We start from the raw sequence: 23247 nt of genomic DNA on the forward strand, positions 1-23247 counted from the left end.
TATTTTTGTCAATTTATTTAAGCTCTTCCTCTAGTTAGAGCACCATAAATAAATAGGACGACAATCGCACCTAAAACGGCCATTGCAATTCCGCTAAAAGTAAAAGTTGCTGCATCAGAACCGATCCCTAGCAGAGTGCCTATCCAGCCACCTACCATTGCACCAACAATCCCTAAAATGATTGTAATGATCCATCCACCGCCTTGTGCACCAGGCATAATAAATTTTGCAATTGCACCGACGATCAATCCGAAAAGAAGCCAAGCTAAAATTCCCATAGTCTTAAAATTTTAATTGTTAAAAATGTTTGTTTTTAGAAAAAATAGTAATAAAAATTTTATTTAGCAACTTTTGATATAGATACTGCAATAAAATAACTCTTTTAACTCCTTTTTCTGAAAAATGAATTCACAAATTCTGTGCCATTAAACAATTGTAAATCCGTCATTTTTTCTCCAACTCCAATATATTTCACTGGAATTTTAAATTGGTCAGAAATCCCAATCACTACGCCTCCCTTCGCCGTCCCGTCTAATTTAGTGACAGCCAAGGCTGTAACTTCAGTCGCTGCTGTAAATTGTCTGGCTTGCTCAAAAGCATTTTGTCCCGTCGATCCATCAAGAACTAATAAAACTTCGTGCGGAGCTTCTGGCAAAACTTTCTGCATGACGCGTTTTATTTTCGTCAGCTCATTCATCAGATTCACTTTATTATGCAATCTTCCTGCAGTATCGATGATCACAACATCTGCATTTTGCGCTACCGCACTTTGAACCGTATCAAAAGCTACGGAAGCTGGATCTGAACCCATATTTTGTTTTACGATAGACACGCCAACTCTTTCGCTCCAAATCACCAGTTGATCTACGGCTGCGGCTCGAAAAGTGTCTGCAGCGCCAAGTACTACATTTTTTCCTTGAGATTTGAATTGATATGCCAACTTTCCAATCGTAGTTGTTTTTCCCACGCCGTTTACGCCCACTACCATTATCACGTAAGGTTTTTTGCTTTCATCAATGTTTCCGGTTTGTGCATGCGGATTATCAAGTAGCAAATTTGAAATTTCTTCTTTTAAAATTTCATTCAGCTGCGCCACGTTTACATACTTGTCTTTTGCAACGCGCGCCTCTATTTTCGCTATGATTTTTATCGTCGTTTCTGCTCCCACGTCCGATGCAATCAGAACATTTTCCAGATCATCCAAAACCTCTTCATCCACCGTACTTTTCCCCGCAACAGCCTGAGAAATTTTTTCAAAAAATCCCTGACTGGATTTTTCTAAACCCTTATCTAAACTTTCTTTCTCTTCTTTTTTAAAAATACTTTTAAACCAACTCATAATATATAAATGATACGTGATAAATGATAATTGAATTTACAATCAACATTTAATAATTTTCTTAATCTATAATAATAATTTTGACTTATTGTCTGAAAATCCAATTATATTAAGATAGAATTTTCGCAATAATGATCTCTGTGTACTCTTTACCCGTGGCACAAAATAACCTGTGCACTCTCTGCGTTCAAAAATGTAAAACAAATATAAAAAAAAACTACCCAAAAATTTTGGATAGTTTTATATTTAGTCAGAAGGGATAATTATTTTTTCAAATATTCATCAACCTCTTCTGCGTTCATTACTTTTTCGTTAAAAACGTAAGCACCAGATTTATCTGATTTTTCCATTTTTATTACTTTAGTCATTTTTTTAGTTCCTGCACCACCTTGAAGGGTTGCTACTACTTTTTTTGCCATGGTAAGTTATTTTATAAAATTACTTAATTTCTTTGTGAACGGTATATTTCTTAAGAACCGGATTAAATTTTCTTAGCTCTAATCTCTCAGTAGTGTTCTTTTTATTTTTAGTGGTGATGTATCGTGACATTCCTGCTACGCCACTTTCTCTGTGCTCTGTGCACTCTAAAATTACCTGTACTCGGTTACCTTTTTTTGCCATTATTTCTTATGCTTTTTTAATAAATCCGCTTCTAGTTGCTCTTTCAATAGCTTCCTCGATACCGATTTTGTTGATAATTCTTAATCCGTGCGCCGTCACTTTCAGAGTTACGCTCTTGTTTTGCTCAGGAAGAAAAAATTTCTTTTCCAATAGATTAATTTCAAAACGACGTTTCGTTCTGTTTTTAGCGTGAGAAACATTGTTTCCAACCATTGCACGCTTACCTGTTATTTGGCATATTCTAGACATAGCTCGATGTTCTTTTTACGATTAAGTATTTGAGTTTGCAAAATAACGAAGAATTTCTCAGTCTTACAAATTTATTCCAACTAATTTTTTAGGAATTTGGAGCAACAAGATTTTCGCTTTTTCAGGAGACTCATCCCGTTTTCCGCTGTATCTTTTTCGGCGCTCACTGCGCTCGCACCAAAAAAGGATGCCGCTTCAATCGGGACTGGAAGTTCATTTGTTTTTTCTTTCCATTAAATTTCCTACCTTAAATTTGAATAAATAAATCAATCTAAAGTAGAGCAAGTGGATATTTTTAGCCTTGTATTAATAAGCTAATTATAAATAATGCTGGTATTGTTTTTGTAACTTCGAGGTCAATTGGACACTTTATAAATGGGCGATTTCATCACTTATATTTTTATATTTTTTGGTATTTTACTTTTGCGATATTTTGCAGCAGCAGGTTCCTTTTATGCTTATTACCATAAAGTAAAAAGTAGTAAAACCAATGATAAAATATTAAGCAAAAGACCACCAAAAACTGCGCAGATAGAAAAAGAAATTTTCTGGAGCATTACTTCATCTGCTATTTTTGCATTTTTCGGTGCAGTTACCTATTGGCTTTATTTGGAAGGTTTTACAGCTATTTATGTTAATCTCACAAAATTCGGAATCTGGTATTTGCCAGTTAGTATGTTTTTAGTATTAATCATTCACGAGACTTATTATTATTGGCTTCACCGCGGGATGCACTTCCCTAAAGTTTATAAAATAATCCATAAAGTGCACCACAACAGTCTTAGCTCTACACCTTGGACGGCTTTTTCCTTCCATCCCTGGGAAAGTATTTTGGAAGCCTTGATAGTTCCGATCATCCTAATATTTTTACCTGTCAATATTTATGTGCTGCTTTTTTATCTTGTATTTATGACATTCAGCAGCGTCATTAATCATTTAGATATTGAAGTTTATCCAGAATCCTTTCGGAAAAGCGCGTTCGGGAAGCTGTGGATCGACGCCACACACCACCATTTTCACCACAAAGAATTCGTCACAAATTATGGTTTATACTTTACCTTTTGGGACAAAATAATGAAAACCGAGAGTCGCAAAATGGAATAGCAATTCATTCTGATTAATTTCATGAAAATCAGGTAATTCTACGTAGTTGAATTAAAAAATAATAAACTAATTTTGCACCCCGAAAATAGACCTTTACATTATGAAAAGAATTGGTGAACACAGAAAAACCCTTGGCGTTGATAAAACCGCTACTTTAAAAGACTTAAAAACAATTTACAGAAATACGATGAAAGATGCGCATCCTGATAAATTTGTGGATGATGAAGCGGCAAAACTGGAAGCAGAAGAAAAAAGTAAAACGGTAATCGAAGCTTATCATTTCTTGGTGAGCATCAACCCAGAAACGCAGGAAAAATACAAAGAAGAATACACGGAAACGATTTCAAAATCAATGATCCAGGATTTCCATATTGAGAAATCAATTTTGAAAGTGCAGCATACCAATGGTAAAAAGTTTGAGTACATCGGTGTACCGCGTAATACTTATATCAAAATGGTCAACTCAGATTCCCCGAGTCGTTTTGCCAGAAGACATATTTATGGCAAATTTATTTACCGCAAGAATGGTGAAGCGATGGAAGATTAGTTTCTTCTATTTTAAAAATATAAAAGCACAATTTCGTACTGAGATTGTGCTTTTTTGATATTTTTCATCTTAACTTTTCCATTCTTCCAATATTTTTTGGAAGGCAATCTCTTTCCATTCATCTTTCCAAATCTCAAAATATGGTATATCCGAAGATTTAGGACTGGGGTCACAGGGATCAATTTTAACCAAGGAAGGAAGCGCAATAGATTCACCAATGAGTAATGCTTCTCCCGCTTGAAGTGTCGGTAGAGTTTCGGTTAGATTACCTAATGTGTCCGGAAGCAATCTTTTTACATAATTTTGATCTTCCGGATTAGTTAGTCGCATTGCTATAAAGTTGTTGCACTGCGAGAAAATTGTTTCTGAAATTTCAGAAGGTCTTTGGCTAACAATTCCTAAAGTTATTCCATATTTTCTTCCCTCTTTTGCAATACGTTCTATTGCCAATTTTGATGATCTAAATTTTAATAGATCACTTTTTGGGACGTAGATATGTGCTTCCTCATATAGAAGAAGAAGTGGAGTTTCATGTCTTTGTCCTTGTTCTATTAATTTGCTGTAGTAAAACCCAAAATCAAAAAGGATCCTTGAAATCAATGAAACTGTTATGCTTAAAACCTCGAACGGAATCCCACCTAGATTTATGATTGTTACGTTAGATTCTTTGCTATCAGAATAACTTATAAATTGTTTTACAGTTTCTTCGAAACTAATATCTCTTGAGTTTTCTCCAAAAAGAAACTGGAGACGAGAATTGTTTATTTTGTTTTCGAGTCGTTCAATAAATTTGTCTAAAGTTCCATCAGCGTATACTCCCTTATTAACATTTGAACCTCTATTTGGTATAAAATCATAAATTTCTGAAAAATATTTTTCTATCCTTCCCTTTGAATCAAGTGGTAATCCATCAGAATCTGTAATTGAATTTGAACCAGTATAGTTCCCAGCATGTTCACGGATCATTACTTTATCATTTGCTTTTGCGTTGATTGTTTCGTTCTGAAAATTAGATAAACAATTAAATACTTCTTTAATATCGAATTTGATAGGAGAATCAAAATGAACTTTCTCTATTTTTTCATTATACTTTATCTTATTTTCAGTAATGATTTTTCTTAATATTGATGATTGATTATAGTTGTTTCTATCACCTGTATCTAAAAACATTTGCTCGAGTTCATCTCCATTCAACATCCAATATGGTAAAGATAAATTGGAAGCATCTAAAATTTGTGCAGATGGAAATGCTTGTTCGTATTCACCATGAATATCAAATATAACTATGTGTGAATTATTCAAACCCGCAAATCCAGTGCTTTTTGCTGATATTGCTTCTTGAAGTACTTTTGCAACTGTATGCGATTTGCCTGAACCAGTTGAACCTACAATTGCGAAGTGTTTATTAAAAAATTTATTACCATTGATTGGAATACTAAGGTTTGTAGTTGTTAATTTTGAAAAAGTAAATTTTTCATTTTCTGATATCCTTGTTGTAAAAATACTTTTTAGTTCATCAGTATTTAAAAGGGATATTCCATTATTAGGAGGTAGGGGAATTCCATGACCTCCTCTTTCAAAAACAGAACCTCCATTACTAAGGTCTAAAGTACCAGTAAGTTTAACCTCTAAAATAAATGAGGGGTCTACAGGTTCAGTATTTTCCGCTCCATTATCTTGATCTCTTATCTTATAATTATCAATTATTCCGACAACATACTTACTGTCGTTGTTTTTATATGGAATCTTGATATAACTACCTAAATTAAATTGTTCATGAAATTGACTTGGATCAAGTATTTCTATGCTTATTGAAGTTGAAGAAACATTTATAATTTTAAAATTGTTAGAGTCCATTTAAAAAAGTTTTAGTATTTGATCTGTATTTAGATTTTTTATAATTTGGTAACTAGTATTTTGTATCAAGATATGCTTTTCTTCTTCTAATATTATCCACATTGGATTACCATTGATTTCAGTTAATTGATCAAAATTTGTTTTTGTTAAAATACGGGACTGAAATGAAGTTTTTGATAATGTATCCGAAACTTTTTTGCCACTAATTTTTCTATTAATTATTGGTGGTGAGAAAAATAGTTTTTCGTTAAATTCTATCGTTTCATAACCATCGTTGTAAGGGCACTTTTCTCTTAAAAGATTTTTTTTCACTTCCACTATTTTGCTATCAGATATTATAAAATTTAATGGCTTTATATCGTAAGTGGCTTTTTCATAGTGCTTTAATATAATTTTTAATATTAATGATTCTATTTTTAAATTGGGAGTTTCTATAATATTTCCAACGATAATGAAAATGTCTTGATTTTTGTGTGGTTTTACAAATTGATCTTTTAAAAATTTAAAGTAAAATTGTTCACCCTTATATTCTTTAAAACTCGATGTAAATACTATTTTTCTTCCTTTTTCTAAATGTTCAGAAATTTCTTTTTTAGAAACTTTCCTTAGTTCAATTTGGCTAGGAGGATTTTCAACAACTTTCTTTCTTAAGTAATCTGCGAGAATTGAGTAATAATATATCGCTTCTTCTTTTGAATTACAAAAATTAAATTCTTGCAATTTGACTAACGCGTTTTGAAATTGATCATGAAATGTTTCAGAGAAAATTAATTTAAATTTTAGTAAAAATTCATTTTTAGATTTTGGGGTGTACTTTTCACGTTCAATTCCTAAAATAGTATTTAAAAAATTTAAATCAACATTATCTGAATAACCATTTAAATCGTAGAAGTAGCAATATAAAATATAATACTTATTTGAATCTTTTATAAACTCATTAATCAACTGAATAATAGGTTCTCTAATTCTAGAAGGAACAAGTTTGGATGCTTCCTTATACTTAACTTGTATCACAAAACTATTTGTATTTATATCTTGAATTTGCTCAATAAAAATCTCTTCATCTACATTACTGCATGATAAAACTTCAAGAATTGACTTATCAATCTGATATTCAAAACCTTTGATTGCATAATAACCACCATCCATCAATTTTAATTTTGTTTTTATTACTATTAGTTGTTTTTCTTTCAAATATACGTAATTCTACAGTTTTTTATATTTTCAATAATATCAAATTATCACAAATCCTTCCTCTTCAAAACCCGTCCTCTCGGTTCATTGCCTTTAAACAAAGCCACTTCAGAATGCAGAAATTGCGCCGCAGCGGCAGAATCTTCTACTTTTGTGGCACTGCGTTCTAACATTTCTTTTTCAAATTGAGTTAAAACACTTTTTCTAATTTCCGTTGTTCGCCAATTAGATAAAGGTTTGCAGTTTTTATAAATTTCACGAGCCAATGAAAGTGCATCCAGCAAAGCCTGATTGGCGCCCTGTCCTTTAAACGGACTCATCGGATGCGCCGCATCGCCAATTAGTGTGGCGTTTCCACAACTTTTTAATAGTTCTGAAGTCAGCAAAGCGCGGTCATAAACCGGATAACCGGAGATCTGATTTTCCTGCGTGGCTTTTAAAATCTCTGGGATAGGCGAGTGCCATTGTGTTCTGCGGATCGCTTCTTCTTTCAGCGCTTTTTTTCCTTTTGCACTTAAAATTTTTGCTTCTTCTTCGGTCATCGGGAAACTCAACTGCCACATCACGGAATCTTTGTCAAAAGGCATCATATAAATTCGTTCATTTCCATTTGCCGTTTGAAAAACTGTGGCTGAATCCAACAAAGAAGAATCCAGATTTCCGAGCGCAGACAAAGTACAGATCCCCAAAATCACGATACAGTCCAGGTAACGCAACGGCGAAATTTCTTCCACTATCAATAATTCACGAACGGCACTTCTGATGCCATCGGCACCAACAACAAGATCGGCTTTTTCGGTTTTTATTTTTCCCTCAACTAGAAAATTAAGTTCTGTTTTTCCTACTTTATTTTCCTTAAAATTTACCAGTTGATGTCCCCATTTTACGGAATTATTTCCACCCAATTGTTCAAGCAAAGCCAAACGCAGAGATTGTCGGGCAATATGAACATTGGTTTTTTTCGGTGTATCTTTTATAGCGGAATTAGTTTCCAGCCATTTTCTCATTCCCCATTCGCCGACCACTTTTCCGTCGGACGTATGAACGAAATGCCTTGTAGAGACGACGCCTTTTTCGAGATTGAAAATCCCAAATCCTTCAATGGCTTTGCTCGCCTGTTGCAAAGTGAGTCCATAACCTTGCGAACGTTCATCAAAACTGGAATCGCGCTCGTAAAGTGTAAAAGGAATGCCGCGATGCAAACACGCAATTGCAAGCGCAACACCGCCAATTCCGCCACCAATAATCGCGACATGTGGAAAATTTTCTGCGTCGGGAATTGCAAATTTTTCAGCAAGAATTAATCCCGAACCCGAACATTTTTCGCAGGTATAAAGATGTGCTTCCGGACGAATTGGTTCAATTCCTACGCTATTGGATTTTTCAAATTCTTCCAGTTTTTTTTGATACCGAAGTTTTGTACTTTTTTTCAGTCGGCGCTTTTTTTTGCCGATTCCATTGCAATCGGGGCAAACTGAGAAGGAAGTTTTTTTGGTGGTCATTATTATGACTTCTTGTCTAAAAATTAATATTTTGTCCTTTTCAAGACTATTCTTAATTTTTATTTTGTGACGCTTATTTGTAGATTTGGTAATTCTATTTGCAATTTTACACTTGCCTTCAATGCTGAAAAAACCCTCATAATAGTTTCAATAGTTGCGTTGCTTGTATTGTTTTCTAACCTTGAAATTTGTGATTTTTGTACACCAATTAATTTCCCCAGATCTTCCTGTGTTAAATTTCTTTCTTTTCTTGTTTCTTTAATGGCATTTCCAATTAAATCCATTTGTAGATCGTACTCAAATTTATCTCTATTTTCTGTTCCGATTTTACCAACTAATTCATCTGTTACTTCTCCGATTGTATATGTTTTCATGATTTTTTATTTAAGTTTATCTTCAAAATATAATTTTCTCAAATTTTTCGCTTTAGAAATTTCATTATCAGGAACTTTACTTTGCTTCTTAACAAATCCATTTGATGAAATTACCAACGTGTTTTTATGATCTGTTTTATCCCAAAATGCAAGTAATCTGTATTGTTTGCCTTGGTATAAAGTTCTAAATTCCCATATTTCATCATTTAGTTTTTTAAATAATGCAGGATTGTTTTGGTTTTCAGATTTTCTAATATTAAAGATTATTTTTTCGTAATGTTTTTTATCAAGTTTCTTTAAAAACTCAAATGCTTCTTCTAAAAAAATAACTTCAAATCTTTTTTCCATTTATTTTTCTTGTGCTATCAAAGATACAAAAGTTTCGTTAAATGGAAACTAATTTTTTGTTTAAAATTTCTCTAATTATTAAACTTACTCTAAATGATAATCTAAAAATACAAATCCGCCGCAACCCGATAAGTGTTCGCATGCGCATCAATAATCGTTTTTATTTCAGGCGAATAACCGCCGCCCATACTTACTTGAATCGGTATTTCAAATTTTTTGCAATTTGAGAAAACAATTTCATCGCGTTTTTTGCAGCCGTCTAAAGTGCAACCCAATCTTCCTAATTTGTCTGAATCTAAAATATCAACACCGCTTAAATAAAAGATAAAATCCGGTTTTTCTTGTTCAATTAATTTTGGCACCATTTCATCAATGATTTTTAAATACGCGTCGTCCGAAGTTTTATCTTCCAAAGCAATATCTAAATCTGATTCTTCTTTTCTAAAAGGATAATTGGTTCTTCCGTGAACTGAAAAAGTAAAAACTTTGGGATTGTTTTGAAATATTTCTGCGGTTCCATTTCCCTGATGAACGTCAAGATCAATGATTAAAATTTTTGAGGCCAATTTTTTAACCAATAAATATTGAGCGGCAATTGCCTGATCATTCAGCATGCAAAATGCTTCGCCGCGATTTGAAAATGCGTGATGTGTTCCGCCCGCAATATTGAAAGCGACACCGGTTTGCAGCACTTTTTCACAACCATAAATTGTCCCCTGCGTGATTCTTAATTCGCGCTCAACTAATTCGGCAGATAAGGGAAAACCAATTTTTCTTTGTGCTTTTGCATCTAAAGTTAAATTCAATAATGAATCGACATAATCTTTGTCGTGAATTGCCAAAACATATTTTAAATCCACAACTTCTGGCGCAAAAAAATCACTTTCTTCGGCGATTCCCTGCAAGATCAATTGCTGAGGTAAAAGATCATATTTCAACATTGGGAATTTATGACCTTCCGGCAAAGGATGTTTGTAAATGGGATGGAAAGCAATTGGAAGCATGTAGATTTTTAATTTTGTGTCGTTTTATTAACAATTTTTTTAATCTTTTCTTTTGCCTTGAAGCAAAAGAAACAAAAATTCAAGACCGGAAATTCCAGCTAAAATTTTAAAGAATTTTCTAAAATTTCCAAACTCGGGCGGAAAGATTTTTTTTCTTATTACATTCAATTTTTCGCCGCCACTCAAACACTGGAAATTTTTAACGAAAATTCTTCAAAATTTCTTAACGCTTCCATTTCCTAAGTCATTCAAAATAGTCATTTTAATTTGTTAAATAATGAAATAATGTTTACTTCGATTATAATTCGATTTCAAAAAAACAAACTTCAGCATTCTGATAATGAGCTTGAAGGTCAGACGCGTCTTTCAGTTTATGCATTCCTAAAAAATTAAAGCCACAGTTTTTATAGTGATTTATTAAAACCGTATTTTCTCCGCAAGTGTCCATTCTGACGAACTTTTTGTGTTGTGCTCTGGCAAATTCTCGTGACCAATCTGCGATTGTTTTTACGAAATTTTTACCTCTAAATTCTGGATTTGTCGCAATGCGGTGAATATAAATAGCGTCGTTATTTTCCTTCTCTTCCCAAATTTGCGCATCCTTAAAAGTAATCGCCCAAACGCAGGCAACTTTATCATCAATGACTATTTTAAATTGTCTGTTTTCCAGAATTTCCTGAGCTACGAAATCAGAGTTAAATTCAGGCCATACATTTCCAGGAAAATGAACTTTTTGATAGTCGGTCGCCAAATTATAAAGTCTGAAAATTTCTGGTAGATCTTCTGAAGTACTTTTTGATATAAGCATTATTAAGGTTGAATTAAGTTTTTTTTCTATGGTTTTTTGCTTCAAAGAAAAAATTAAATATCTAAATAGCCGCGATTGAAATGAAAATCCTTTTTTTGCGCGAGCGAAGCGAGCGCAAAAAAAGATTGCAATGGAAAGCGGGACGCAACTTCGAATAAAGCGAAAGCGTCTTGCTTCTAATTCTGAATTTGTTACGGTTTTTTACGAGCCAACCATTTTTCGCCATAATAATAAATCACTAAAAAGCCGAGTGCAAAAATACAAATGCTTGACAATAAATCGCCGGTTCTGCTATAAAAAGTAAGACTATTATACAATTGAATTGTTGCAGGAAGTGCTGTTTGATCGCCATATAAAGTATCTTCCAATACATCGCCGCGCGCATTGATGTGCGCAGAGATTCCGCTGTTTCCAGAGCGTGCCACTTCACGGTGGTTTTCAATCGCGCGAAGTCTCGCATAAGCCATTAATTGCTTGTGACCTTGCGAAAAACCCCACCAGGAATCGTTCGACATAATTGCTAGAAAATTAGCGCCATTTCTTACATATTGCGTCACGTAATCACCGTAAATGCTTTCATAGCAGACGATGGGCGCAAGTTTTCCTTTGTTATATGGATTGGTAAAAACTTTGCGGATCTTGTCCATTCCGAGAGAGGCCGTCGTTCCACCTAAATTGATCATTGCATTACCCAAAATTGGTTTTAAATAATTGATATAAGGAAACATTTCCACACCAGGAACGAGTTTTCCTTTGTGATAGACTTCCACATTTTTATCGGGCATTATTTGAACGGCAGAATTAAAACTGTCTACAAAAATCCCGGGTGCAACCTGATAAGCAGTTTCGGTTTTTGGGGAATTGTTTCGGTAAACTTTATGCGAAGAAATACCCGTAACGAAAATAGAATTTGGCTGTTTTCTTAGAAAATCTTTAACGGTATTTAAAATTAAACTTTGTTGAAATCCGGTCTCAGAAATGGAGCCAGAGCCAGGAAGTGAAGTTTCCGGACCTATGAAATAATCAATTTTTGCATCCGGTTTTACTTCTGCAATTCTTAGTAGATCATGTAAAATTTGAATGCTGTCTTTGGTATATTTTTCATTGTAAGGATCGAGTTTTGGTTGCAATAAAACCACTTTTACACTGCCAATTGGTTTGTCATTAAAACGCTCATATTTAACATAAGAAATGACTATTGGAATGAAAATTATCGCGCCTAAAATGGCTAAATTTTTAAATAAATTTTTTGGTTTTCGCCCCGCTTCCCAAATTCTTAAGGTGTAAAAGGCAAAAACGTTAATTAATAAGATCCAAAGTGTGCCGCCTGTTGCGCCAAAAGTATCATACCACTGAATAACCTTTGGGTAATCTGCAAAAGCATTTCCCAAATTTAACCACGGCCAGGAAAATTCCCAGGTTAGAGTTAATTTTTCCATTGCCATCCAAATCACCACAAAAAAGACCAATCCGAAATAAGTTCCTGCGGCATTTTTATATTTGTGATAAACCAAAAAAGTAATTGACATTATTGCAGAATTAAACAAAACTGGAAAAATCACTGCCATTAAAGAATGACTTCCATCGGGATTTAATGCGTTGTAAAGCCAACCTGTCGCTACAATATTCCAAATCATAAAAGCCAAATAACTAAAGCCGAAAACAGCCAAGGGTTTTCTTTTTATTTTGCTGAATTTTGAAATTTCATGTTCCAAAATTAACAAAGGAACGAAGGCGAAAAATATAAAAAACGGAATGCCGTAAGTGGGCCAAGAAAGACTTAGAAGTACGCCGGAAATTAGACTGAGAATGAGGTATTTCATAGAAAAATTAAAGTGCAAAATTACAAAATTTTACGCTTTAATTTTATGGTATGAGATTTATCAATGAACCAATTCGTGATTTAAATTATTCACGGCTGTTTTTAAAATTTCGTAAGATTTCAATTTTGCGACCTGACTGTAAATGTGCGATGTGATCATCAATTCATCCACATGAAAAGTGTCTTGGAATTCTTTTATTTGACGTTCAATACTTTCAGGATTCCCGATGAAACTGTATTTTAATTTTTGAAGAATTGCGGCTTTTTCCATTGGACTCCAAATATTATCCATGTCAATTGAAGGCGCGGGAAAGGGTTTTCGGTCATTCCTAATGATGTTTAAAAATGCCTGATAAAGAGTGGTTGCTAACATTCTGGCTTCATCTTCAGTTTCTGCGGCAATTCCATTAACACAAGCAATAATATAAGGTTCGTCTAAATATTCAGAAGGTTGAAAATTTTCTCTGTAAATATAAAACGCTTCACGCATCATTTCTGGTGCGAAATGTCCCGCAAAAGCATAAGGCAATCCTAATTCTGCCGCCAAGTAAGCGCTGTCTGTGCTCGAACCTAAAATATAGATCGGAATATTTTGACCCTCTCCAGGAATGGCGCGAACTGCAGCGGAAGAATTATCTGCTGCAAAATAATTTTGAAGTTCAAAGATCTGTCGCGGAAAATGTTGATTAATATTTGCTGGGTTTCTTCCCAAAGCCTGCGCGGTCAAACCATCTGTTCCTGGTGCTCTTCCAATTCCGAGATCAATTCTGCCGGGAAATAAACTTTCCAGAGTTCCGAATTGTTCGGCAATTACTAAAGAGCTGTGATTTGGCAGCATAATTCCGCCAGAACCTACCCTGATTTTTTTTGTTCCATTGGCCACAAAACCTATCAAAACGGAAGTGGCAGAGCTCGCTATACTCTCCATGTTATGATGCTCGGCAAGCCAAAATCTTTCGTAACCTAATTGTTCTATATGTTGTGCAGATCCTAATATTTCATCAAAAGTTTGCTTTAAACTTCGGTTTTCTTTTACCGTAGCTAAGTCTAGAGCAGAAATTTTTAGTTCAGTATTTTTCATATAAATATTTACACAAAATTTGAACCATTTGAAGATTAGCTAGAAATTGTGCCATAATTACTTTATTAAGATTTTTCAAGTGGTTTTCAAAAATGAAAATATCGATATTAACTTTTTAATTTATCTTTACCTAAGTTTAATAATTTATAAATGGACGAAAAAGAGAAAATTATTGAAAAACATCCGCTTGCAATCAGGTGGTTTCACTGGGTGAATTTCCCTATTCTCGCTTTAATGATTTGGAGTGGGATGCTCATCTATTGGGCAAGCAGCGTTTATAATATAAAAATTGGCGACACAGTTATTTTTCATTTTTTTCCTAAAGAATTTTTTACTGCTTTAGGTATTCCGTATCGTCTGGCAGAGGGGATGAACCTGCATTTTTTCTTTATGTGGCTTTTCTTTATTAATGGTGTTTTTTACGTTTTATATTTAATTTTTTCAAAAGAATATAAATTAATTGTTCCACAAAAACGTTCATTCAAGGAAGCTTTTCAAGTCGTTCTTTATGATTTGAAAATCAGAAAATCCAAACCCCAACAGATTAAATACAACGCGGCGCAAAGAATTGCTTACTCACTTGTAATTATAATGGGATTTGGTTCGTTGCTCACAGGTTTAGCCATTTACAAACCAGTTCAATTAAGTGGTTTAACCTATGTTTTTGGTGGTTATGCAAATGCGAGAATTATCCATTTTGCCTTAACTATTTTATTTTGCTTGTTTTTTCTCGTTCATGTTTTTCAGGTGATTGTAGCAGGTTGGCAAAATTTTGTATCGATGGTTCGGGGTTTTGAAGTCAAAAAACAGAAAAATATTAAAAATGAAGAATAGAGAAGTTTCCAAATCTTACGTCAGAAGAAATACCATTATTTCTATCGGCGTATTTTTAATATTTATTTTTGCCTCAATTTATTTATTTAAAAAATTGAAAGGTGGACCACAAGAGAATGGCACGTCTTCAACTCTGCGAAAAACTTTAGACATTAATGAAAAAATCGCAAACAAAGCTTTTAATCCCGCAAAGACAACTAGAGTTTTTGATAAAAGTGAAGCCGTACAAAATGTTCGTGTAAATGGATATATTGGAATTGAAGACTCACCCAAACGTGAAAATTATGCAATTCAAGTGATTAGAAATAATGGTGATACTTTAAAAGTGAGTGTTGATGATCTTAAAAAATTACCAAAAACGGACGTCACTTTTAATTTTAAATGCATCGAAGGCTGGAGCCAAATCACCAATTGGGGTGGCGTAAAATTCACAGATTTTATTAAAAAATACCATTTAGAAAATGAAAGTGCATTAAATTATGTTGGAATGTCAACGCCTGATAAGCAATATTATGTGGGAATTGACCGTAAAAGTATGATTCAGCCACAAACAATTTTGGCGTATGAAATGAACGGAAAAACGTTGCCTGCAAATCAGGGTTATCCTATCCGATTAATTATTCCAGTGAAATATGGTGTAAAGCATTTGAAGAGAATTGGCAGTATTTATTTCTCGAACGAGCGCCCAAAAGATTATTGGTACGAAAGGGGTTATGATTATTATTGCGGATTTTAAATTTTTTTATCTCGCACATTTAGCAGATTTCTTTTAGTGATTGAATTTAAAAACCGATTCAATTTAGGAGAAATTGGTTTTCAGAAACTATTAAAATAATTTTTTCGGTCTAATGTCTAATGTCTAATATCTCATGTCTAACATCTAAATTACATTCACTTCCCTTTCCAACAAGATTCCAAATTTTTGATGAACTGAATCAATGATCATTTGTGAGAAATCATAAATTTCTTTTCCTGTCGCATTTCCGGTTGCATTGATAATTACCAAAGACTGGTCTTTGTGACTTGCGACATTTCCAATTTGTTTGCCTTTCCAACCGCATTGTTCGATCAGCCAACCTGCAGGAACTTTAATGCCATTTTCATTCGGGTAACCGGGAATGATTTCAAATTTTTTCTTTAATTCTAAATAATTTCCTTTGGCAATAGTTGGGTTTTTAAAAAAACTTCCCGCGTTTCCAATCACTTTTGGATTGGGCAATTTACTTTCTCTAATTAAAATCACTGCTTTAGAAATATCCTGAATCGTTGGGTTTTCAATTCCCATTTCTTCCAGTTCAACTTTTATAGCGCCATATTCGGTTTTGATGAGGTGGTTTTTTGTCGTTAATTTAAATGTCACTTCTAGAATGACGTATTTTCCTTTACCTTCTTTTTTAAAAATTGAATCGCGGTAACCAAAATCACATTTTTCTTTATCGAACACTTCAATTTCTAAAGTTTCTAAATTTAAAACTTTACAATTAACAAAAGTGTCTTTAATTTCCATGCCGTAAGCACCAATATTTTGCATCGGCGAAGTTCCTACATTTCCTGGAATTAATGATAAATTCTCAAATCCACCATAATTTTTCGCCAAACAATATTGAACTAATTCGTGCCAATTTTCACCAGAATTTGCTGTTACTAAAATTTTATTTGCAGAAATTACTTCTTCTGAAATTCCTTTTAAATTGATTTGAATAACCAGGCCATCAAAATCTTTTGTAAATAACAAATTGCTTCCGCCACCGAGAATTAATGGTTGTCGGTTGTCGGTTGTTGCTTCGTAGTTTTTTAAAATTTCTATTAAATCTTCCACAGAATTAACTTCCGCAAAATATTTTGCCGAAACATTAACGCCAAAAGTGTTGTTGTTTTTAAGAGAAAAGTTTTCTTGCATTATTTATTTGAAACCAATTTTGAAAGAAGAGTTTTTAAATTTGTAAGTTGTTTGGATTTTAAAGGATCTGTTACGTTGGTTAATAGGTAAGTTTTATCATTCGTAGATATTTCAAAAATCTCATCGGGACCATCGTATAACCCTCTGGTTCTTCCACTTTGTGTAAGTTTGATATCGTCTAAATTAAGACTTGAAACAATTAAATTCCAATTTTTTGTATCTATTTTCTTACTTTTTGTCGGGATTTCTTTAGAAGTAATACTATTATTCACAGAAATTAAGGAGTCATTCGTAGCGGTAATTTTAACAGAGCCACCTCTTCCAAAAGTATTTGTAACAGAGACCGACTGAATTGTACTCTTTATATTTTTTTCTTTTTGTGCCGTTGTATTACAGCTCAAAAAGCAAAGAAATATTATACTCAGCAATCCCAATATCTTTATTATTTTTAACATAAAGCATTTATTTTATTGCATTATATCGCATCAAAGCGTCTTGCAATAATTCCACACTTCTACGTAAATCTTTTTCATTTAAAACATAAGCCATACGAATCTGTTTTTTTCCTAATTCCGGGTCGCTATAAAAACCGCCCATCGGTGCAACCATTACGGTTTCGCCATTGTGAGAATAGGTTTCTAAAAGCCATTGCGCAAACTTATCAGTGTCGTCAACCGGTAATTCTGCCACGCAATAAAACGCACCTTTTGGTTTTGGACAAATAACACCTGGAATTCCGTTTAATAAATCCACCAATAAATTTCTACGTTTCGTGTATTCTTCCTTAACACTTTGTATATAAGCGTGGTCATTTTGATGCGCAGCTGCTGCAATAATTTGTCCAATCAAAACCGGACTCAATCTCGCTTGCGCAAAAAGCATCGCTGCATCATGAATTTTTTTTGAACGCGTCACCATAAAACCAATTCTCACGCCACACATACTGTAACGTTTTGATTCAGAATCGATTATAATGCAGTTTTCCGCTAATTCTGGAAAAGCCAACATTGATATCTGTTGTTTGCCATCATAAACATATTCGCGGTAAACCTCGTCAGAAATGATAACGATGTCGTGTTTAATCGCGATTTTTGCGAGTTTTTGTAATTCTTCTCTTGTGTATAAATATCCTGTCGGATTTCCTGGATTGCAAATAATTATTGCGCGTGTTTTAGAGGTAATTTTTTTCTCAAAATCTTCTATCGGAGGCAAAGCAAAACCCGTGTCAATTGTAGATGGGATGGCCACAACTTTTACATTAAAAGCACTTGTGAAACCATTGTAATTTGCATAATAAGGTTCCGGAATGATGATTTCATCACCTGCATCGCAAAGCGTAGAAATTGCAAAATTTAAGGCTTCAGAACCACCGTTTGTCACGATGAAATTATCCGTCGTCAAATCTTCAAAACCCAAAGAATGGTAATAATTATTCAGCGCGGTTCTGTATTCAATATTTCCTTCAGAAAGTGAATATTCTAACACTTTCAAATCAATATTTTTTAAAGCATTTAGCGCAGTTGCCGGTGTTTCAATATCTGGTTGCCCGATGTTTAAATGGTACACTTTCGTTCCTCTTTTTTTGGCTTCAATAGAGTAGGGAATTAATTTTCTGATCGGTGAAGCGGGCATTTCTGCGGCACGCTGCGAAATTTTTGGCATAACAAAATAATTTTTACAAATTTAAGAATTTTTTAGGAGCAAGCCGAAGGTTTTTCTATTTGAAATTGGTCCGGCTTTCCGCTATATCTTTCCGCAAGCGGAAAGGATGCCGCTGCAATTCGGGCTAGAAATTCGGGAATCGCTTTTTTTGAAGCTATGAAAAGTGTGTTGAAATAAATTTACACTTGTGATTTATGACCACATGAAGGAATTCGTGCGGCAGCAAGGTGATAAAAATGCGGTCTATTTTTTTAAAAACCTGTATACAACAACAGCATTGCCATAAAATGTGTTTTTAGCCAATTCCGGTCTTGTTCCATTTCCATTATCGGTCAAGACATTTTTAGGGATAACATAGCCGGGGGAGATATTGAAAATAAAATTCTTATAGGCATAGGTAAGTGAAAGACTAAAATCATAACTTAATAAATTAATTTTTTTGTAATCTTCCGTTACTACTTGTTGTGAGCCAGGTATTATAGGAGTTATAATATTGTTTTTATTAATGGCTCTGGTGAAATTTTGAGTTCCAAAATTTGCGGTAACCGAGGGTTGAATGAGATACACATCTTGCCCGTTTATGATTTTTATTTGTTTGTTTAGTCCCGCTGAAGTATAAACGTCAAAATTATTTTTTACGAGTGCAAGATTCGCTGTGACTACTGTTCCAATAATTTTATTATTATTTGCAAAGCTAGTGCCTATTTGTCCCCATTGTGCACCCTTTACCAGCAAAGTCTGGTCTTTATAAAAATATTTATCAAAAGAGATGGTGCCAGAAAAGCCTTCTAGCCTTCCATAATTATAGGATGCATTTAGGATAGTAGCAGCATAGGTGAGAGAAGATGCCTTATTAGAAATAAAAACCAGAGATGGATTAAAGGTAATGTGTTTTCCTAATTTTAAAATCGCTGTAGGGATAACCGCATTACTTTGTAAATCATCTGTTCTGCCAAAATAATGAAGTTTGTAAGCATAAGCTACTCCCGCATATATTGATAGTTTTTCTTCTTTGGAGATAGAATCTTTTGCAGAACTATTGTTTTTTTGAGAATTTTGAGCCCATAATAAGTTGCCTGTGAAAAAGCAAAATAGAAGCGTGGATGCTGATATTACTATTTTCTTCATTAAAAAATGGTAAGATTATTTTAAAAAAAAAAGGATTGTGAATAACAACATTCACAATCCTTTATTCTAATTTAAATTAGTACGATGCATTAGTTTTAGTCGCTGTTTTTGCAGTAACGTCTGCAGATGCTGAACCTTTAATATTGCTTGTAGACTTTGCTGTATTTTTAGCTCCATTTTTTGTTACTGTTGCAACTTTTTTAATGTTTCCCTCGGCGTTGTTTTTTGTGTTTTTGGCACCCATAGCAGATTTTTTGGTCATTGACTGTTCAACAGATGTGTTAGAATTTGCATTCAAATTTCCGTTAGTGTTATTCTCCGCACTGGTAGAGCCATCGCTAGAACTGGCATTAGTGTCAGAATAGAGATCAGCGTTCGCGTTATTATCTGATTGTACCTTAGTAGCACTTGCTGCGTTTGCCGCTGCTTTAGAGCTTTGGGCTGTAGCTTGTGCAACACTTTTTGTAGCAGCTAAAGTAGCTTGCGTTACAGCATTTGAAGCAGCAGTAGTGGATTTTACAGCATTTATTGCAGCTTGTGTACTTGCACTTACTCCTACTGTAGCTCTAGTAACATTTGTAATTGCTGTGGTCAGTTGCGCAGTTGCTGCATTTGCTATCATAAAAGTGATTGCCGACATTAATAATTTTACATTTAACTTTTTCATAATAAAATTTTTTGATTAATAATTTATTCCTTTAGCTCAAATTCTGTGCCATCCAACTGAAATTCAGATTTCTTTTGATTAAAGAACTACTTTGTTTTCAGATTTTGGCTCAAATTATAAATTGTAAACGGCTTTGTAGAAATAATATTGCGTTAGAATTCGAATGTTTTTATCAGAGAAAGTAAATGTTAATAAAAAATTTAAATGTTTCTATTCGAGATATAGTTTTAATAACTATTATTTGGCTATCATAAATTTATTTTTTTTTCCGTTATTGACTTTTAAAAAATAAATACCGTTGTTAAGAAATTATATATCTATTTCTTCACCTGTCAAAAACTTGCTATAAATCAATGTTTTACCTAAGCTTAAAATTGTTTAATATTTTATGTAAGTTTATTGTAGTTTGTTATGAATTTAACTTTATATCTGACAAGTGTTCTTTTTTTTGTTATCAAATACATAGAAAAAGGAATTTAATAAAAATTACGGAAAACCATAATTTAAGAAATTACTTTTTTTACGTCGAAGAAAAAAACACCCGTAATTCTAGCCCCGATTGCAGCGGCATCCTTTTTTGGTGCGAGCGAAGCGAGCGCCAAAAAAGATACAGCGGAAAGCGGTACCAATCTTCGAAGAAACGAAAACCGTCTTGCTCCTAATTTTTAAAAAATTCAACGGATTGCTTCGCTTTGCTCTCAATGACGTCAGGAAATTGTTTATCTTTACTTTTAAATATTAAAACTATGATAATTCTTTTGGTAATTCTCGCGCTAGCCGTGATCTTTGTTCTTTACGGAGTTTCTATTTACAATAGATTGGTGAAACTTCGCACGATGGTGCAGGAAGCGTGGAGCAGTATGGACGTGATGATGAAAAAACGCTATGATCTGATCCCCAATTTGGTGGAAACCGTGAAAGGTTATGCCGCGCATGAAAGCGGTACTTTTGAAAGCGTGACCCGCGCGAGAACGCAAGCCATGAATGCAAATACGGTGGAAGATAAGCAAGCCGCAGAAAAAAATCTTGGTCAAGCCATGGTAAATTTAAATGCCGTTGCAGAGCAATATCCGGATCTTAAAGCGAACACTAATTTCCTACAATTGCAAGGCGAATTGACGAATTTGGAATCTGATATCGAAAAATCACGTCGTTACTATAATGGAACGGTTCGTGAAAATAACATTTTGGTAGATACGTTCCCAAGCAATTTTATTGCGAATATGTATAAATTTGTAAAATCACCTTTCTTTGAATTAGAAAATACCGCTGAAAGAGAAGTTCCATCGGTAAAATTTTAAGTTTTGAAAAAATTTTTTGCCTTTATTTTACTTTACTTTTGCGCGTTTTCATTTGCACAAAAGGATTCATTAAATACTGAAGAAAGAATTATTTCTTTTCACTCGGATATTGTGGTGAATGCAAAAGGTGGCATTCAGGTTTCGGAACATATAAAAGTTTACGCAACGGGAAATACCATTAAACGTGGAATTTTTAGATCGCTTCCGGAAAGTAGAAATTTAAATAATAGAGAGCAGCAGGTTCGTTATTCTGATATTTCTGTAACGAAAAATGGTGAATCTGAAGATTTTCATGAAGAAACGAGCAATGGAAATCTGGTAATTTATGTTGGCAAAAAAGATGTTTTTTTAACGCCAGATGTTTATGATTATGTAATTAATTACACTGCTAAAAATCAAATCGGTTTTTTTAAAAATTATGATGAATTTTATTGGAACGTCAATGGTTTAGCCTGGGATTTTAATACAGAAAATATTTCTACCAATATAAAATTACCCGGCGGCGCAAAAATTTTACAAAATTCTTGTTACACCGGAAAGTACGGTGAAAAGGGACAGGATTGTACGTTTGAAAAAATATCAGATAACGAAATGTCATTCTCGGCAAAAAACTTTTCTAATAATGAAGGTTTAACAATCGCTATTGGTTTTGACAAAGGTTTAATTTTGCCGCCACCACCGCCTACTTTTTTAGAAGAATACGGAATTTTAATCGCCGCAGTTATATTCCTAATGGGATTGTTTTATTTCTTTTATCAATCGTGGGATAAATATGGAAGAGATCCACTTTCGCCGACGGTCTATCCGCAATTTAATCCACCAAATGATCTGTCCCCCGCTTCTTTTGGATATATTAACAAAGAAAGATTTGACAACAGTTTCGTGACTGCAGGAGTGGTGGATTTAGCTATAAAAGGATATCTAAAAATTACTGAAAAAGAAGAAGGTGGAGTCTTTGGTCATTTTAAAAAGAAAATATACACAATTTCAAAAGTTAAAGAAAGCGATCAAACTTTGCCTGCAGAAGAACAAGAAATTATTGACCGTTTATTTAATGAAGAATCAACCTCTGTGACTTTAGATAATCAATATGATAGCGGAATTGAAACTATGGTAAACTCAGTAAAATCAAGTTTAGGATTTCAACATGATGCTTTTTTAACCTCGGGAAATAATCAAAATCGGCTTATTTTTCCCGCGCTGGCGATTTTGGCTTTTTATGGTTTAGGATTATTAATCAGTTATTTCCTAGATCCCGATTTTGGTAGAATAGTTTTAGGCGGAATAATTTTGGCGGCTTTGACAGCTATTTTTTTTATAGTTCAGTTTTTCGGCAAGTTTAAGTTTTCTTTTAAATTCTTTTGGATTGTTCCGATATTTTTTACTTTAATCTCAACCTTCGGTTTGAAGCTAGGGTTGGCTTCTTTAAACGATCAAAATTTTAATTATTGCTATTTATTTTTAATGATCGCCTTTTCTGGCTTAATTGTTTACAGCTATCTAATCAGAAAACCTACTGTCGAAAAATTAGAACAAAAATCTTTGATCAATGGTTTTGAAATGTATTTGAGTGCCGCAGAAAACCAACTTATAAAATTTCACAATCCGCCACAAATGACGCCGGAAATTTTTGAGAAATATTTGCCTTTCGCCATGGTTTTAGGTGTTGATGAAATTTGGGGTAAAAAATTTGAAAGTATGTTGCAGTCGATGAATACGCCCTACCAAAATAGTTGGTATATCGGAGGAAGTTTTCGTAATATGATGTTCGCGAGTGCTTTTACGAGTAGTATGACAAATTCCTTAAGTAGTGCCGCGACTCCACCTTCAAGTTCAGGAAGCGGTTCCGGCGGCGGTGGATTTTCTGGCGGCGGCGGCGGTGGCGGCGGTGGCGGCGGTTGGTAG

General features: G+C 33.9%; 25 protein-coding genes. 6 read left to right on the forward strand and 19 right to left on the reverse strand.

From position 1 onward, the window contains the following. Nucleotides 1-17: 17 nt before the first annotated feature. The 5 genes from ACVBED_RS08035 to rpmB form a co-directional block, all read right to left on the reverse strand. Nucleotides 18-278: a GlsB/YeaQ/YmgE family stress response membrane protein gene (locus ACVBED_RS08035; protein WP_447121343.1), complete on the reverse strand. Its 261-nt coding sequence runs from the start codon at nt 276-278 to the stop codon at nt 18-20. Between the two features lie 104 nt (nt 279-382). Beyond that, nucleotides 383-1339 carry a signal recognition particle-docking protein FtsY gene (ftsY, locus tag ACVBED_RS08040; protein ID WP_473094836.1) on the reverse strand — a complete coding sequence of 319 codons (957 nt, stop codon included), beginning with the start codon at nt 1337-1339 and terminating at the stop codon, nt 383-385. A 263-nt stretch (nt 1340-1602) separates the two neighbouring features. Then, a complete protein-coding gene (locus ACVBED_RS08045) occupies nt 1603-1758 on the reverse strand; it encodes a DUF4295 family protein (protein ID WP_090079581.1) in 156 nt (51 codons plus the stop codon). Between the two features lie 19 nt (nt 1759-1777). Further along, complete coding sequence (gene rpmG, locus ACVBED_RS08050; RefSeq protein ID WP_447121344.1) at nt 1778-1960, reverse strand: 50S ribosomal protein L33; 183 nt, start codon at nt 1958-1960, stop codon at nt 1778-1780. Between the two features lie 6 nt (nt 1961-1966). Then, nucleotides 1967-2209, reverse strand: coding sequence for a 50S ribosomal protein L28 (gene rpmB, locus ACVBED_RS08055; protein ID WP_447121345.1), 243 nt, complete (start codon nt 2207-2209; stop codon nt 1967-1969). A gap of 375 nt (nt 2210-2584) precedes the next feature. Here rpmB and ACVBED_RS08060 point away from each other — a divergent pair, with 375 nt between their 5' ends. Beyond that, nucleotides 2585-3313 (forward strand): sterol desaturase family protein, encoded by a 729-nt coding sequence (locus ACVBED_RS08060; RefSeq protein ID WP_447121346.1) that lies wholly within the window; start codon nt 2585-2587, stop codon nt 3311-3313. A 100-nt stretch (nt 3314-3413) separates the two neighbouring features. Next, nucleotides 3414-3860 (forward strand): KTSC domain-containing protein, encoded by a 447-nt coding sequence (locus ACVBED_RS08065; protein ID WP_447121347.1) that lies wholly within the window; start codon nt 3414-3416, stop codon nt 3858-3860. 69 nt (nt 3861-3929) lie between these two features. On the opposite strand, the gene ACVBED_RS08070 is transcribed toward ACVBED_RS08065, so the two are convergent. The 9 genes from ACVBED_RS08070 to ACVBED_RS08110 all read right to left on the reverse strand — a co-directional run bounded on the left by ACVBED_RS08070 (nt 3930) and on the right by ACVBED_RS08110 (nt 13850). Continuing rightward, on the reverse strand, nt 3930-5717 hold the full coding sequence (locus ACVBED_RS08070; protein ID WP_473094837.1) for an ATP-binding protein: 1788 nt from the start codon (nt 5715-5717) through the stop codon (nt 3930-3932). Further along, entirely contained in the window at nt 5718-6911 is a 1194-nt protein-coding gene (locus ACVBED_RS08075) for a hypothetical protein (protein ID WP_473094838.1), read from the reverse strand. A gap of 47 nt (nt 6912-6958) precedes the next feature. Next, complete coding sequence (locus ACVBED_RS08080; RefSeq protein ID WP_447121352.1) at nt 6959-8413, reverse strand: FAD-dependent oxidoreductase; 1455 nt, start codon at nt 8411-8413, stop codon at nt 6959-6961. A gap of 59 nt (nt 8414-8472) precedes the next feature. Beyond that, nucleotides 8473-8787 carry a helix-turn-helix transcriptional regulator gene (locus tag ACVBED_RS08085; protein ID WP_447121353.1) on the reverse strand — a complete coding sequence of 105 codons (315 nt, stop codon included), beginning with the start codon at nt 8785-8787 and terminating at the stop codon, nt 8473-8475. A 6-nt stretch (nt 8788-8793) separates the two neighbouring features. After that, nucleotides 8794-9135, reverse strand: a complete 342-nt coding sequence (locus tag ACVBED_RS08090; protein WP_447121354.1) for a type II toxin-antitoxin system RelE/ParE family toxin — start codon at nt 9133-9135, stop codon at nt 8794-8796. 101 nt (nt 9136-9236) lie between these two features. Continuing rightward, nucleotides 9237-10139, reverse strand: coding sequence for a histone deacetylase family protein (locus ACVBED_RS08095; RefSeq protein WP_447121355.1), 903 nt, complete (start codon nt 10137-10139; stop codon nt 9237-9239). Nucleotides 10140-10437: 298 nt separating this feature from the next. Then, nucleotides 10438-10947 carry a GNAT family N-acetyltransferase gene (locus tag ACVBED_RS08100; RefSeq protein WP_447121356.1) on the reverse strand — a complete coding sequence of 170 codons (510 nt, stop codon included), beginning with the start codon at nt 10945-10947 and terminating at the stop codon, nt 10438-10440. Nucleotides 10948-11138: 191 nt separating this feature from the next. Next, nucleotides 11139-12770: an apolipoprotein N-acyltransferase gene (gene lnt, locus ACVBED_RS08105; protein ID WP_447121357.1), complete on the reverse strand. Its 1632-nt coding sequence runs from the start codon at nt 12768-12770 to the stop codon at nt 11139-11141. Between the two features lie 60 nt (nt 12771-12830). Then, on the reverse strand, nt 12831-13850 hold the full coding sequence (locus ACVBED_RS08110) for an LLM class flavin-dependent oxidoreductase (RefSeq protein ID WP_447121358.1): 1020 nt from the start codon (nt 13848-13850) through the stop codon (nt 12831-12833). Nucleotides 13851-14000: 150 nt separating this feature from the next. On the opposite strand from ACVBED_RS08110, the gene ACVBED_RS08115 reads away from it, so the two are divergent. Both ACVBED_RS08115 and ACVBED_RS08120 read left to right on the forward strand, forming a co-directional pair. After that, nucleotides 14001-14684, forward strand: coding sequence for a cytochrome b/b6 domain-containing protein (locus ACVBED_RS08115; RefSeq protein ID WP_447121359.1), 684 nt, complete (start codon nt 14001-14003; stop codon nt 14682-14684). Next, a complete protein-coding gene (locus tag ACVBED_RS08120) occupies nt 14674-15420 on the forward strand; it encodes a molybdopterin-dependent oxidoreductase (RefSeq protein WP_447121361.1) in 747 nt (248 codons plus the stop codon). The genes ACVBED_RS08115 and ACVBED_RS08120 overlap by 11 nt, the downstream gene beginning before the upstream one ends. A 144-nt stretch (nt 15421-15564) precedes the next feature. Here the strand turns inward: ACVBED_RS08120 and murB are convergent, their stop codons facing one another. From murB to ACVBED_RS08145, 5 genes are all read right to left on the reverse strand, one after another. Next, the gene (gene murB / locus ACVBED_RS08125) at nt 15565-16584 is read right to left on the reverse strand and encodes a UDP-N-acetylmuramate dehydrogenase (RefSeq protein ID WP_447121362.1); all 1020 of its coding nucleotides are present in this window, start codon (nt 16582-16584) and stop codon (nt 15565-15567) included. Then, nucleotides 16584-16985, reverse strand: a complete 402-nt coding sequence (locus ACVBED_RS08130) for a hypothetical protein (RefSeq protein ID WP_473094839.1) — start codon at nt 16983-16985, stop codon at nt 16584-16586. The genes murB and ACVBED_RS08130 overlap by 1 nt, the downstream gene beginning before the upstream one ends. 61 nt (nt 16986-17046) lie before the next feature. After that, the gene (locus ACVBED_RS08135) at nt 17047-18246 is read right to left on the reverse strand and encodes a pyridoxal phosphate-dependent aminotransferase (RefSeq protein ID WP_447121364.1); all 1200 of its coding nucleotides are present in this window, start codon (nt 18244-18246) and stop codon (nt 17047-17049) included. Nucleotides 18247-18489: 243 nt separating this feature from the next. After that, the gene (locus ACVBED_RS08140) at nt 18490-19374 is read right to left on the reverse strand and encodes a hypothetical protein (RefSeq protein ID WP_447121365.1); all 885 of its coding nucleotides are present in this window, start codon (nt 19372-19374) and stop codon (nt 18490-18492) included. A 76-nt stretch (nt 19375-19450) separates the two neighbouring features. Continuing rightward, on the reverse strand, nt 19451-20041 hold the full coding sequence (locus tag ACVBED_RS08145; protein ID WP_447121366.1) for a hypothetical protein: 591 nt from the start codon (nt 20039-20041) through the stop codon (nt 19451-19453). A gap of 746 nt (nt 20042-20787) precedes the next feature. Between ACVBED_RS08145 and ACVBED_RS08150 the strand changes: the two genes are divergently transcribed. Continuing rightward, nucleotides 20788-21342 carry a LemA family protein gene (locus tag ACVBED_RS08150; RefSeq protein WP_447121367.1) on the forward strand — a complete coding sequence of 185 codons (555 nt, stop codon included), beginning with the start codon at nt 20788-20790 and terminating at the stop codon, nt 21340-21342. Nucleotides 21343-21345: 3 nt separating this feature from the next. Further along, nucleotides 21346-23247: a DUF2207 domain-containing protein gene (locus ACVBED_RS08155; protein ID WP_473094840.1), complete on the forward strand. Its 1902-nt coding sequence runs from the start codon at nt 21346-21348 to the stop codon at nt 23245-23247.

The organism is Halpernia sp. GG3 (assembly GCF_052976925.2).

Excerpts from the sequence above, each read along its gene's own strand:
- ACVBED_RS08035 (WP_447121343.1), bottom strand. The coding sequence starts at position 278 with ATGGGAATTTTAGCTTGGCTTCTTTTCGGATTGATCGTCGGTGCAATT.
- ftsY (WP_473094836.1), bottom strand. The coding sequence starts at position 1,339 with ATGAGTTGGTTTAAAAGTATTTTTAAAAAAGAAGAGAAAGAAAGTTTA.
- ACVBED_RS08045 (WP_090079581.1), bottom strand. The coding sequence starts at position 1,758 with ATGGCAAAAAAAGTAGTAGCAACCCTTCAAGGTGGTGCAGGAACTAAA.
- rpmG (WP_447121344.1), bottom strand. The coding sequence starts at position 1,960 with ATGGCAAAAAAAGGTAACCGAGTACAGGTAATTTTAGAGTGCACAGAG.
- rpmB (WP_447121345.1), bottom strand. The coding sequence starts at position 2,209 with ATGTCTAGAATATGCCAAATAACAGGTAAGCGTGCAATGGTTGGAAAC.
- ACVBED_RS08060 (WP_447121346.1), top strand. The coding sequence starts at position 2,585 with ATGGGCGATTTCATCACTTATATTTTTATATTTTTTGGTATTTTACTT.
- ACVBED_RS08065 (WP_447121347.1), top strand. The coding sequence starts at position 3,414 with ATGAAAAGAATTGGTGAACACAGAAAAACCCTTGGCGTTGATAAAACC.
- ACVBED_RS08070 (WP_473094837.1), bottom strand. The coding sequence starts at position 5,717 with ATGGACTCTAACAATTTTAAAATTATAAATGTTTCTTCAACTTCAATA.
- ACVBED_RS08080 (WP_447121352.1), bottom strand. The coding sequence starts at position 8,413 with ATGACCACCAAAAAAACTTCCTTCTCAGTTTGCCCCGATTGCAATGGA.
- ACVBED_RS08085 (WP_447121353.1), bottom strand. The coding sequence starts at position 8,787 with ATGAAAACATATACAATCGGAGAAGTAACAGATGAATTAGTTGGTAAA.
- ACVBED_RS08090 (WP_447121354.1), bottom strand. The coding sequence starts at position 9,135 with ATGGAAAAAAGATTTGAAGTTATTTTTTTAGAAGAAGCATTTGAGTTT.
- ACVBED_RS08095 (WP_447121355.1), bottom strand. The coding sequence starts at position 10,139 with ATGCTTCCAATTGCTTTCCATCCCATTTACAAACATCCTTTGCCGGAA.
- ACVBED_RS08100 (WP_447121356.1), bottom strand. The coding sequence starts at position 10,947 with ATGCTTATATCAAAAAGTACTTCAGAAGATCTACCAGAAATTTTCAGA.
- lnt (WP_447121357.1), bottom strand. The coding sequence starts at position 12,770 with ATGAAATACCTCATTCTCAGTCTAATTTCCGGCGTACTTCTAAGTCTT.
- ACVBED_RS08110 (WP_447121358.1), bottom strand. The coding sequence starts at position 13,850 with ATGAAAAATACTGAACTAAAAATTTCTGCTCTAGACTTAGCTACGGTA.
- ACVBED_RS08115 (WP_447121359.1), top strand. The coding sequence starts at position 14,001 with ATGGACGAAAAAGAGAAAATTATTGAAAAACATCCGCTTGCAATCAGG.
- ACVBED_RS08120 (WP_447121361.1), top strand. The coding sequence starts at position 14,674 with ATGAAGAATAGAGAAGTTTCCAAATCTTACGTCAGAAGAAATACCATT.
- murB (WP_447121362.1), bottom strand. The coding sequence starts at position 16,584 with ATGCAAGAAAACTTTTCTCTTAAAAACAACAACACTTTTGGCGTTAAT.
- ACVBED_RS08135 (WP_447121364.1), bottom strand. The coding sequence starts at position 18,246 with ATGCCAAAAATTTCGCAGCGTGCCGCAGAAATGCCCGCTTCACCGATC.
- ACVBED_RS08140 (WP_447121365.1), bottom strand. The coding sequence starts at position 19,374 with ATGAAGAAAATAGTAATATCAGCATCCACGCTTCTATTTTGCTTTTTC.
- ACVBED_RS08145 (WP_447121366.1), bottom strand. The coding sequence starts at position 20,041 with ATGAAAAAGTTAAATGTAAAATTATTAATGTCGGCAATCACTTTTATG.
- ACVBED_RS08150 (WP_447121367.1), top strand. The coding sequence starts at position 20,788 with ATGATAATTCTTTTGGTAATTCTCGCGCTAGCCGTGATCTTTGTTCTT.